The organism is Streptomyces melanosporofaciens (assembly GCF_900105695.1).
Lineage (GTDB): Bacteria > Actinomycetota > Actinomycetes > Streptomycetales > Streptomycetaceae > Streptomyces > Streptomyces antimycoticus.
This window is the reverse complement of sequence record NZ_FNST01000002.1, coordinates 1,538,082-1,549,207: the sequence shown is the minus strand read 5'-3', so window position 1 is coordinate 1,549,207 and position 11,126 is coordinate 1,538,082. Positions and strand designations below refer to the sequence as shown.

The window sequence follows — 11,126 nt, the reverse complement described above, 5'->3', positions numbered from 1 at the left end:
GCGTCCGCACCGGGGTCAGGGTTGCGCGACGCCCGTCCGCGGCAGACACAACAGCAGGCGAGCCCCGCCCCGCGGGCTGGTGAGCACCGTAAGGGTGCCACCGTGGGCGTGAGCGATGTCATTGGCGATGGCGAGCCCGAGACCGGTGCCGCCGTCCTGGCGGGCCCGGGCGTCATCCAGCCGGGTGAACCGCTCGAAAACGCGCTCGCGGTCGGCTTCGGGGATGCCCGGACCGTCGTCGTCCACGGCCAGTTCGACCAGGCCGCCGCGGACCGCCACGGTGATCGAGACGGTGGTGCGGGTGTGCCGGCGGGCGTTGTCGGCGAGGTTGGTGAGCAGCCGGGAGAGCTGCACCTGGCTGCCGGTCACCACGGCCGCCCGCTCCTGCTCCCCGGCCAACGTGAGCGCGCCCGGGTGGCGCCGCACCTCCTCGGCCGCCAGCGCGCCGAGATCCACCGCCGCGGTGCGCGGCGCCTCCTGCGCGTCGAGCCGGGCGAGCAGCAGCAGATCGGAGGCGACGGCCTGCAGCCGGTCGGTGTCCCGCAGCGCCTTGTGCACGGCGGCCGGCCAGTCGGTGCGCGACGGGCGGGTCAGGACCAGTTCGAGCTGGGCGCGTACGGCCGCGATGGGGCTGCGCAGCTCATGCGAGGCGTCGGCCACGAACTGCCGCTGCCGGGTCATGGCCCGGTGCAGCCGGTCCAGCGTGGCGTTCATGGTCCGGGCCAGCCGGTGGATCTCGTCCCGCGCCCGGGGCACCGGCACCCGGCGATGCAGATCGCGCTCGGTGATCTCGGTGAACTCCTGCCGCATCGCGGCGACCGGGCGCAGCGCACGCCCCACGAGCAGCCAGGTGAGCCCCGCCACGAACAGCACCAGCCCGGCGGCCGCGGGGCGGCCTGGCGCAGCAGCAGACCGGTGGCGTTGTCGACGGCGGTGGTCGAGGGGCTCACCTTCACGCTGTACGGCTGCCCGGCCTGGATGGGCTTGCCGGGCTCGGCCGGAAGCATCGTGGAACCGGCCGAGTCCTGCGGGGTGGCCTCCGTCTGCTGCGAGCCGGCCTCGGTCGGCATGGTGGGGGTGACCGTCCGGCCGGAGACGTCCTTGATCGTCACCGCGCCGGGGGCGACGATGAGCGCCCGCTGCGGCGCGGGGTGGGTCAGCGCCAGTTGGCCCTTGATCGCCGCCGCGGCGTTCCTGGCGTCCAGGTCGGCGCTGGCGCGGAGGTTGTGCTGCAGGGCCAGCACCAGTGCCAGCATGCACAGCCCGATCGCGAAGGCCACGGTCCCGGCGGCCGCCAGCACGGCCTTGGCGCGCACGCTCAACCCGGACGTCAGGTGCGGGCGGCGGCCCGTGTGCCCAGGGTCGTCACTGTCAGCCGTGTGCCCGACGTCCTGCCGGACGTCCTTTCCGGCGTCCGCGCTGATGTGCCCCACCGTCTCACCCTCCGTCGCGGGCCAGCAGATAGCCCGCGCCCCGTATCGTGCGGATCGACTGCCGTCCGTACGGCACATCGATCTTCCGGCGCAGGCTCCGGATATAGACCTCGACGAGATTGGCCCCGCCGTCGTACGCGGTGTCCCACACGCTCTGCACGATCTCGGACTTGGAGACCACCTGGCCCGCGCGCCGGGCGAGGTACTCCAGCACGGCGAACTCCTTGGCCGTGAGCGTGACCTCTTCCTTCCCCCGGGCACAGGCCAACGCGGCGGGCTCCAGCCGCAGATCGCCCAGCTCCAGCACATCGGGCCGGTCCAGCCCGCCGCGCCGTACCAGGGCCCGCACCCGTGCGATCAGGACGACGAAGGAGAACGGCTTGGTCAGATAGTCGTCCGCGCCCACGTCGAGCCCATCGGCCTCGTCGTACTCGCCGTCCTTGGCGGTGAGCATCAGGATCGGCGTCCAGTCGCCCTTCTCGCGCAGCCGCGAGCAGAGCTGATAGCCGGAGCATCCGGGGAGCATCACATCCAGCACGATCGCCGCGTATCCGCCGGAGCGGGCGAGTGCCAGGCCGCTGAGCCCGTCCGCCGCCGTCTCGATGGTGAAACCCTCCTGCTCCAGGCCCTCGGTGAGCAGTTCGCGGAGCCGGGCGTCGTCTTCCACCACCAGTATGCGCACGCGGTCAGGATGGCATGGGCAAGCTGAGGCCCCGCTGAACCGGCACCGGTTTCAGCGGGGCCTCAGGAGGTTCAGCGAGGACTCAGCATCGGTGCGCCACGGTGGGTGCGCCGACGGATCAAGGGTCCTTCGGCAGCCAGTTCCACTCCCCGAACGAAGGAGAGCTGTGCCCATGTCCCACTTCCTGCCTCGTGCCACGTCCGCGAAGCGGCGCGGTGTCGTGCTCGCCATGGCGGCCGGTGCCCTGGCGCTGGGTGCCGCGGTCCCCGCCTCGGCTTCGTCCTCGGCCTCGTCCTCCTCCTCGGCGTCGGCCTCCGCCGCCAAGGCGAAGTCGAAGCTCAGCAACCCGGTCACCTGCCGGGTGGTGCACGGCGCGAAGCCCGCCAAGCCCACCAAGCCCGCCAAGCCCGCGAAGCCCGCCACGTCGGTCGAGCTGACCGAGGTGGGCAAGGCCACCGCGGGGGTCAAGGCCGACGGCAAGAAGGTCACCGTGGCGCCGAAGGACGGTGCCCGCGGGCACGGCGACGTCTGCGCCATCCCCACCATCCCCGCCTTCCCGGGCAAGCCCGGCAAGGTGTGCACGGTCGTCATCATCAAGGGCAAGGCCGGGACCGAGGACGACGACTCCGCCGTCCCCGCCCGCCCCACGACGCCGACCAAGCCGGGCAAGCCGACCCTGCCCAGTGAGCCGAGCAAGCCGAGCAAGCCCGGTAAGCCGTCCAAGACCTGCGAGATCGTGGTGATCAAGAAGGGGCACCGCGCCGACGACCGGTCCGCGGACGCGACGAGCGCGGCGGTCGGGGCGACCCGCTCCTGAACCACCGGCCGGCCCGTGGGGGATCGGCCGGCGGCCCGGCGCGCACGGCGCGCCGGGTCCTCGCGCGTTCTGTGGGAAGCACACGCCGGGGCGAGGCGTTCTCCCGTCATGTCGATCATTCACAAGACCACGATGAGTCCGACCAAGGTGGAACTGCTCACGGCCTGGCTGCCGGGGCAGCCGTGGTACGCCGCCGCGCAGCGGGCGCCCGAGCTGTCGCGGGTCGGTGGCTTCCGGCTCGACGACCCGGAGGGCGAGGTGGGCATCGAGTTCATGGTGGTGCGGGACGACGCCGGTGATCGGCCCGCCTGGTACCACGTACCGATGACCTACCGCGCGGCGCCGCTCGACGGAGCCGAGCAGGCCCTCATCGGCACGACCGAGCACGGGGTGCTGGGGCAGCGGTGGATCTACGACGGGTCCCACGACCCGGTGCTCGTGGGCCAGTTGCTCGCGCTCCTCCAGGGCCGCGCCGAACCACAGGCGCAGAGCGTGTCCGACACCCCCGACCCCTCCGTCACCGCCGAGGTGACCGTGGCCGGGTACGAGGTCCCGGCCGGGGCCGCCGAGGCGTCGGCCGTCGCCAACGGGCCGGACGGCACCCGGCTGCTGCTGGGCGACGGGGTCGCCCTCCAGGTGACGCGCGTTCTGCGTCCGGAGTCCGGTGCGGAGACGGCCGGGGTCCGGGGCCATGTCAGCGCGGGCTGGCGGCTGTCGGAGGACGGCGAGGCCCGCGGCCGGTTCGCCGTCCTGTACGACACGGTGTCCTGACGCGCCGTTGGGCTCATGAGCGTGGCGGGAGCGTCGGCGGTGGCCGGTGCTCCCGCCGCGCTCATAAGGCAGACACCGAGTCGATAGATCCAATGAATTGATGCCACAGAGGCGAAGTCAGGCGGATTCTGCCGTCTATATTGACGTCTTCCTCTTATAGATCCTACCTTTCCCGGGGCCACTCCACGAGTTCCAGCAGGGTTCCAACAGGTTCCAGCAAGGTTCCGCAGGGAGGGACATGTCGGAGTACGTACGCTCACGCACCCGGACCGCCCGCAAGGCCCCCGGATTCGCCGCCGTCGCGGCCGTCCTCGCCACCCTCGGCGCCGCCTTCGGCGGCACCGCCGACGCCGTCGCGCGGGCGCCGCGCCCCGCCCCCGATGTGTATGTCGCGCCGAACGGCGACGACCGCGCGCCCGGCACCCGCACCGCCCCCGTCCGCACCCCCGAGCGCGCCCGCGACCTCGTACGGCAGCGCACCGACCGCCTCACCGCCGACCTCACGGTGCACCTCGCGCCGGGTACGTACCGCCTCGCCCGCCCGCTCGTCCTCGACTCCCGTGACTCCGGGGGCAAGGGGCACCGCGTCATCTGGCAGGGCAGCAAGGGCACCGTGTTCAGCGGTGGCCGGGCCGTCCAGCGCTGGAAGCCGGTCAAGGGCAGGTCCGGGCTGTGGTCGGCGCCCGCGCCCGCCGGGCTGGACAACACCCGGCAGCTGTATGTGAACGGCGTCCGCGCCCAGCGGGCGCGCGGGCCGATACCGGTGACGCTCAAGTCCACCGCCACCGGCTACACCGCGTCCGCCGACACCCTCGCCCGCTGGCGCAACCCGTCGGACATCGAGTTCGTCTACCCCAGCGGTGAGGCGCTGTGGAACATCCAGCAGTATGGACTCGGCCCCTGGACCGAACCGCGCTGTCCGATCGGCTCGATGAGCGGCACCACCGTCACCATGGCCCAGCCGTGCTGGGACAACTCCACCAAGCGCGTGGAGTTCCCCGACATCCCCGGCCGCAGCATCAACATGGTCGGCCCCGCCAAGCTCACCAGTGACGCACTGCCCGGCTATGTCGAGAACGCCTTCGAGGTCCTCGACCAGCCCGGAGAGTGGTACCTCGACCGGCACACCCGCACCGTCTACTACCGCCCGCGCGCCGGGGAGAACCCGCGCACCGCGGAGGTGGAGGCGCCGGTCCTGGAGAAGCTGGTCGACGGGCGGGGCACCGGAAGCGCGCCGCTGCACGACATCGCCCTGCGAGGCATCCAGTTCTCGTACGCCACCTGGCTCACCCCCTCCTCGCCCGAGGGCTTCTCCGAGGTGCAGGCGGGCTACACGGTGACCGGGGCGGAGGGCTGGAAGACCCAGGGGCTGTGCGAGTACACCCCGGGCGGCAGCTGCCCGTACGCGTCCTGGACCAGGATGCCCGGCAACGTGGCCATCAGCCACGGCCGCGACCTGGAGTTCTCCGACAACGCCTTCGTCCACCTCGGCGCGGCCGGACTCGAACTCGGCACCGGAACGCAGAACACCGCCGTGCGCGGCAACGTCTTCACCGACATCTCCGGCAACGGCATGGAGATCGGTGGGGTCGACGCCCCCCGGCCCGGCAGCGACGCCGACCTCACCCGCAAGGTGTCGGTGACCAACAACCACCTCTACGCGCTGCCCCGCGAGTACCACGGCGGTGTCGCCATCCTCAACGGCTACACCCAGCACAACACCATCGCCCACAATCAGATCGACCATGTCGGCTACTCGGGGATCTCCATGGGCTGGGGCGGCTGGCCCGACAAGATCGGCAAACCGGCCACCGCCAATGTGTCGCACGACAACTCGGTCGCCAGCAACCTCATCTACGACTACATGCAGGCCCTCGACGACGGCGCGGGCGTCTACACCCAGGGCCTCACCGGCAGTTCCCTCGACAACGGCGAGAAGATCACCGGCAATGTCATCCACGACGGGTGGGGGCTGGGCCGGACCGTCTACACCGATAACGGCTGCACCTATGTCACGGTCGAGGGCAACGTCCTCTACGGCGCCCAGGCCAACGTCCTCAGCGCACACGTCGACTACCGCGACAACCTCGGCAACAACGACCCGACCCGCATCGTCGGCAACTACTGGGAGCAGGGCGACCGCGACGGCACTGACAAGGGCGTGGTGACCAGCGGCAACCACATCCTGGCCGACCCCTCGAAGGCCCCGGCCGACATCGTGGCCGCGGCCGGTCTCGAACCCCGCTACCGAGGGCTGCTCGACCGCACGTTCGCCGCCCGCTCGGTGCCCGAAGCACCCACCCGCGTGGGCGACTTCGCGGCGGACGGCTCGGCGTACGTCACCTGGAACCCGTCGTACGTCGATGGCGGGTCCCCGGTCACCTCGTACACCGTCACCGCCACCGACGGCACCCACACCGTCTCCACCACCGTCCCGGCGGCGCGCTTCAAGCGCACCGCGTACGCGGTGGTCGACGGGCTCACCAACGGCACGCCGTACACGGTGACCGTCACGGCCCGGAACCGGGTGGGGCAGAGCGAGAGGTCGCCGGCCGCCGCCCCCGTCACGCCCACCGCCGGCGGCCCCGGCGCCCTGCCCGCCGCCTCCACCGGCGTGAAGGCCAACGCGGAGGTTACGGCCGCCAGGCTCTCCTGGACCCCGCCCAAGACCACCGGCGACACTCCGGTCATCGGCTACCGCATCACCGTCTCCGACGGCCGCGCCATCACGGTGACGGGGCGCGATGTCCTGGTGGCCCAGCCCCGGGCCAAGGGGATGCTGCGGGTGATCGGCAATCTGCGTCCGGCCACCGCGTACACCTTCTCGATCGCGGCATTGACGGCCACCGGCACCGGCGCGTCTGCCGAGGTGTCCGTCACGACGCCAACGGCCCTGCCGCGGTCCCCCTCGTAGGGCACTGCGTGGTGGGGCGGTCCGGCAGGTGTCACACATGCCGGGGGTGATCGGTCTCTTTCCTCACCGAGCCCCTCGACCGCGGTTCGGAACTGCGCTGCTATCCGCGCGATCCGGACGGCCACCTCATCGAGGCGGGTCAGTCGACCGGCCTGCTTCACGGTCTCCATGCCGATTGACACCCCCTCTCTCACTCCTCATGGAGAACAACCACCCCGTCCGGGCAGAGCGTGAAAGCTCAAATCATGCTCTGAAACCGCGTCGATCCGGGTTCATCACCGTTCAGAGGGACAAAACTGACGGTAAGTGAGTAGTACGGATGGACTCGGATGGACGTGGATGGACGGGGGCATTCCGATGTGGGCCATATCCAGACGCCCCGCCTCGGCGGGGCCACAGGAGCCGGCGGACCAGGCGCTGGACCTCTATGACATCGCCTATCTGGTGGGCGGGCGGCGGTGGGTGATCCAGACCCTCCTGATAGCGCTTCAGGAGCGGGATGTGATCACCCTCCGGCGCTCCCGGATACACGCCAAGGCGGCGGGGGAGGCCGGGCACCCGGTCGAGCGCGCGCTCATCGCGCTGTGCCCCCGCTCGAAGCCGGTGGACCATGTGGTCCCCACGCTGCTCGGCGGACCCGAGCTGGAGGCGATCCGGGATCGGCTCGCCTCCGGCGGTCTGCTCACCCGTCTCCGGGGCCGCCCCACCCGCACGGGCCGGCGCCGGGTGGAGGCGGCCGTGCGGGAGGGGGCGCTCCCCTCGTACGTCTTCCACGGCCCCGTCGTCGTCCCGGAGCCGGCGCGGCGCAAGGCCGTCAGCGCGGCGATCCCCATCCCGAACGGCGATCCGGCCTACTGGGAGCGGCACACCCTCATCGCCTACGACCCCGGCTACCCCGACCACGCGTCCTTCTACGAGACACACTCGTGGGGCGACGACCGCGGCGGAAGCCATGGCGGCGGCTACGGTGGCGACCACAGCGGTGGTCACGGCGGAGGCCACCACTCCTGCGGCGGCGGCGGCGGTGGCGGGGGCGGCGACTAGGTAGCCGTCAGGCGGTGGCCGCGTCCTCGTACGGGGTGGGGCAGCCCTGTGTGGCGGTCACGGCGGTCAGCAGCACCACCGAGTCCTCCAACGCCCGCAACCCGTGCCGCTCATGCGGGATCTCCTGCACCTGGCCCGCGATGAGATCCATCCGGTCGCCGCCGCCGGTCAGCCGTACATGCCCGTGCAGCACCTGGAGACTGGCCGCCGGAGGAGCGTTGTGCTCATCGAGCTCGCAGCCGGAGACCATGGCGATCACGCTCTGCCGCAGCGGGCCGTCGTGCAGGAACAGATGTGCGCTGCGCCCGTGCGGATCGGCCTTGGCCTGGTCCAGATGGTGGCGCGCGAGCGTGGTGAGGTCATCCATGAGTGCCCCTCGATCGGTCCGGTCTGATCGTTGGCGGGTTCCCTCAATCCTCACCGGCTAGCGTGGTGGGCGCCAGTTAGCAGCCGCGCCGTACGACCGCGCCGTGGAGAGAGGTACCGCAGCAGTGGCCGACTACCTGACCGTACTGACCACCGCCGACACCCCCGAGAAGGCCGAGGCGCTGGCCCGCGGGGCGATCGAGGCCCGGTTGGCGGCCTGTGCGCAGATCAGCCAGCCCGTGACATCCGTATACCGGTGGGAGGGGGAGGTCGAGACGGCGGCCGAGTGGCAGGTGCTGTTCAAGACCACCGCCGCGCGCTACGACGAGCTGGAGGCCCATATCCGCGAGGCGCACGACTACGAGACGCCCGAGGTCATCGCGATGCCCATCGTGAACGGCAGCGAGGACTATCTGGCGTGGGTGGTGTCGGAGACCACGATCGGCTGACGGCGACTCGTGGCCGGGGGCGAGGGCTGAGGGGGCGAGGGCTGAGGGGGGGCGAGGGCTGAGGAGGCGACGGCTCAGCGGGAGCCGGAGGGCCTCCGCCCCGCCAGCGCCCGCTCGATCCCCCGCTCCCGTGGCCCCAGAAAGTGCGGATCCGGCTCGAACGCCGCGTCCAGGGCCGCTTTGCCCGCCGCCACGACCTCCCGCGTCCCACCGAAGTACCAGGTCACATCGTGCGGCTCGTCGACCGCGACCCCGTACGCGTCGATCCCGGCCGCCCCGCACAGCGCAAGCGCCCGCCGCACATGGAACCCCTGGCTCACCAGCACCGCCTTGTGCACCCCGAAGACCCGCCGGGCCCGGCTGCAGGAGTCCCAGGTGTCGAAGCCCGCGAAGTCGCTCACGATCCGCCGGTCCGGCACCCCGCGCTTGACGAGATACGCGCGCATCGCGTCCGGTTCGTCGTAGCCATGGCGGCTGTTGTCCCCGGTGACGAGCAGCGCACGTACCCTGCCGTCCTGGTAGAGCCGTACGGCGGCGTCCAGCCGGTGCGCCAGATACGGCGACGGCTCCCCGTTCCACAGCCCCGCCCCGAAGACCATGCCCACCGGGGCCGAGGGCACATCGGCGACCGTATGGATCCGGTCGTCCGTGCTCAGTCGCAGCCAGGTCGCCGGGAGCAGGGCCAGTACGCAGATGAGGACGCCCCCCTGCACCAGCCGCCGCCACCCCCGCCGCGTCCGCGGCAACCGCCTCCGCGCCCACCCCAGCATGCGCTCCCCCTCTTCGCATCACCGATCCGGTCGCGCTGTGGGACGCGGGAGAGGGGGTGGCGGTTGCGTCGGTTACTCGGTGGTTTTCTCCTCTTCCGGCTCCTCGGTCTCTAGGAAGATGTTCGTGTCGAGCTCAAAGTCGAACGGCGCGGGGATGGGCAGCGGCTTGCCGAACGGGACGGTCATCCGTGCGTGGTAGCCGCGGTCCGACGGGTCCCAGAAGGCCGTGATCTCCTCGGCCTGCATGTCGACCACGAGGTAGATCGGCACATGGCGACCGTAGACCTCGAGCTTCTCCTGCCAGTCGACATCCCGGGTGGAGACGGATGTGAACTCGGCGACGAGGGACAGCGCCTCGCTATCGGCATGCCGTCCCTCGACGCCCCGGAATGCCTTGCCGTCCGCGATGAACAGATCCGGCCCGAACGCCCGCTCAGCGGAGGGGAAGGTGAAGAGGAAAGGCGATGTCTCCGCGATGTGCCCCTTGGGCGCATGGGGCTCCAACCGCAGCCGAAGCTCCCGCATGGGCCACAGGTATGGCAGCCTCGACCACGGCGACACGACGATCTTCCCCCTGATGAGCTCGGCCTTGAAGCCGTCCGGTGTATCCAGTTCCTCTGTGGTCCGGAGCAGTACCTCGAACCCCTTTCGGGGCTCCTCAGCGTCCGGTGTCTCTGTGGTCATTGGCCGCTCCAATATCGCGGTCACCGTGTCCTCCATCTGCTACGGAGCGTACTGTCTCGCTCACCGTAGCGACGGGTCCCCGGCAGTATCCGTCTTCCGTTCGCATTACCCCCACAAGGGTGATGCATCCGCTCCCGCATAGCCTTGACCAGTCATTCCGCACCGCCGAGGACCAGCAGGTGATCCCCTCCATGCGCCCGATCCCCACCGCAGAGCTCCATCTCCACATCGAGGGCACGCTGGAGCCCGATCTGGCCTTCGCGCTCGCCGAGCGCAACGGGGTCGAGCTGCCGTACGCCACCCAGGAGGAGCTGCGGGCCGCGTACTCCTTCAGCGATCTGCAGGACTTCCTGAACCTCTACTACGCGCTGATGACGGTGCTGCGCACCGAGGACGACTTCGCCGACCTCACCCACGCCTATCTCGCCCGCGCCCGTGAGCAGGGTGTGCGCCATGCCGAGATCTTCTTCGACCCGCAGGCGCACACCGCGCGTGGCGTCGAGATCGATGCCGTCATCCGCGGGATCTGCCGTGCGCTGGACGCGGCGCCGGGGACGTACGGCATCACCACGCGCCTGATCATGTGCTTCCTGCGCGACGAGAGCGCCGAGTCGGCCCTGGAGACGTTCGAGGCGGCCCGCCCCCACCTGGACCGGATCGCCGCCGTCGGCCTGGACTCGGCGGAGGTCGGGAATCCGCCGTCGAAGTTCCGCGAGGTGTACGCGCTCGCGCGGGAGGCCGGGCTGAAGTGCGTCGCGCACGCGGGGGAGGAGGGGCCGCCCGCGTATGTGTGGGAGGCGCTGGACATCCTCGGCGTGGACCGCGTCGACCACGGGGTGCGCTGTCTGGAGGACGAGGCGCTGGTGGCCCGGCTGGTCGCGGACCGGACCCCGCTGACCGTCTGCCCCCTGTCGAACGTCCGGCTGCGCGTCGTGGACCGCCTGGAGGACCATCCGCTGCCCGCGATGCTGGACGCCGGTCTGCTGGTGACGGTCAACTCCGACGACCCCGCCTACTTCGGCGGCTACGTGGCCGACAACTTCACCGCCGTACGGGACGCGCTCGGCCTCGACGAGACCACCCTGCGCACCCTGGCCCGCAACTCCTTCGAGGCCGCCTTCCTGGACGAGGAGACCCGGGCGGCATACCTGAAGGAGGTCGAGGGCTGGACCCGCTGAGCCGTGGGGCGATCAGCC

Annotated in this window: 12 protein-coding genes and 1 pseudogene; 7 read left to right on the top strand and 6 right to left on the bottom strand. The window is 71.2% G+C overall.

Annotated features, from left to right (window positions below; all coding sequences use genetic code 11):
- Positions 1-15 precede the first annotated feature (15 nt).
- From BLV72_RS49735 to BLV72_RS09635, 3 genes are read right to left on the bottom strand one after another with little or no spacing between them, the layout of a single operon-like run.
- Positions 16-810: a sensor histidine kinase gene (locus tag BLV72_RS49735; protein ID WP_167746575.1), complete on the bottom strand. Its 795-nt coding sequence runs from the start codon at positions 808-810 to the stop codon at positions 16-18.
- Positions 711-1,433, bottom strand: a complete 723-nt coding sequence (locus BLV72_RS49730; protein ID WP_167746332.1) for a hypothetical protein — start codon at positions 1,431-1,433, stop codon at positions 711-713. Before BLV72_RS49730 ends, BLV72_RS49735 begins: the two co-directional genes overlap by 100 nt.
- A gap of 4 nt (positions 1,434-1,437) precedes the next feature.
- Positions 1,438-2,115, bottom strand: a complete 678-nt coding sequence (locus BLV72_RS09635) for a response regulator transcription factor (protein ID WP_014060459.1) — start codon at positions 2,113-2,115, stop codon at positions 1,438-1,440.
- Between the two features lie 172 nt (positions 2,116-2,287).
- Between BLV72_RS09635 and BLV72_RS09630 the strand changes: the two genes are divergently transcribed.
- From BLV72_RS09630 to BLV72_RS09610, 5 genes and pseudogenes are all read left to right on the top strand, one after another.
- Positions 2,288-2,932 carry a hypothetical protein gene (locus tag BLV72_RS09630; protein WP_093461585.1) on the top strand — a complete coding sequence of 215 codons (645 nt, stop codon included), beginning with the start codon at positions 2,288-2,290 and terminating at the stop codon, positions 2,930-2,932.
- A 108-nt stretch (positions 2,933-3,040) separates the two neighbouring features.
- Positions 3,041-3,703, top strand: a complete 663-nt coding sequence (locus BLV72_RS09625) for a maltokinase N-terminal cap-like domain-containing protein (protein ID WP_093461584.1) — start codon at positions 3,041-3,043, stop codon at positions 3,701-3,703.
- 238 nt (positions 3,704-3,941) lie between these two features.
- Positions 3,942-6,617: a fibronectin type III domain-containing protein gene (locus tag BLV72_RS09620; protein ID WP_093461582.1), complete on the top strand. Its 2,676-nt coding sequence runs from the start codon at positions 3,942-3,944 to the stop codon at positions 6,615-6,617.
- 59 nt (positions 6,618-6,676) lie between these two features.
- Positions 6,677-6,796 (top strand): annotated as a pseudogene (locus tag BLV72_RS49725) (VOC family protein); the annotation flags it as partial.
- 160 nt (positions 6,797-6,956) lie between these two features.
- Positions 6,957-7,661: a TIGR04222 domain-containing membrane protein gene (locus BLV72_RS09610; protein WP_093461581.1), complete on the top strand. Its 705-nt coding sequence runs from the start codon at positions 6,957-6,959 to the stop codon at positions 7,659-7,661.
- Between the two features lie 7 nt (positions 7,662-7,668).
- Here the strand turns inward: BLV72_RS09610 and BLV72_RS09605 are convergent, their stop codons facing one another.
- Entirely contained in the window at positions 7,669-8,028 is a 360-nt protein-coding gene (locus tag BLV72_RS09605; protein WP_093461579.1) for a cupin domain-containing protein, read from the bottom strand.
- A gap of 124 nt (positions 8,029-8,152) precedes the next feature.
- Between BLV72_RS09605 and cutA the strand changes: the two genes are divergently transcribed.
- The gene (cutA, locus tag BLV72_RS09600) at positions 8,153-8,476 is read left to right on the top strand and encodes a divalent-cation tolerance protein CutA (RefSeq protein WP_093461578.1); all 324 of its coding nucleotides are present in this window, start codon (positions 8,153-8,155) and stop codon (positions 8,474-8,476) included.
- Positions 8,477-8,550: 74 nt separating this feature from the next.
- On the opposite strand, the gene BLV72_RS09595 is transcribed toward cutA, so the two are convergent.
- Both BLV72_RS09595 and BLV72_RS09590 read right to left on the bottom strand, forming a co-directional pair.
- Positions 8,551-9,246 (bottom strand): SanA/YdcF family protein, encoded by a 696-nt coding sequence (locus BLV72_RS09595; protein ID WP_093461576.1) that lies wholly within the window; start codon positions 9,244-9,246, stop codon positions 8,551-8,553.
- 72 nt (positions 9,247-9,318) lie between these two features.
- Entirely contained in the window at positions 9,319-9,966 is a 648-nt protein-coding gene (locus BLV72_RS09590; RefSeq protein WP_093461575.1) for a Uma2 family endonuclease, read from the bottom strand.
- Positions 9,967-10,121: 155 nt separating this feature from the next.
- On the opposite strand from BLV72_RS09590, the gene BLV72_RS09585 reads away from it, so the two are divergent.
- On the top strand, positions 10,122-11,108 hold the full coding sequence (locus BLV72_RS09585) for an adenosine deaminase (protein ID WP_093470269.1): 987 nt from the start codon (positions 10,122-10,124) through the stop codon (positions 11,106-11,108).
- The last annotated feature ends 18 nt before the right edge of the window (positions 11,109-11,126 follow it).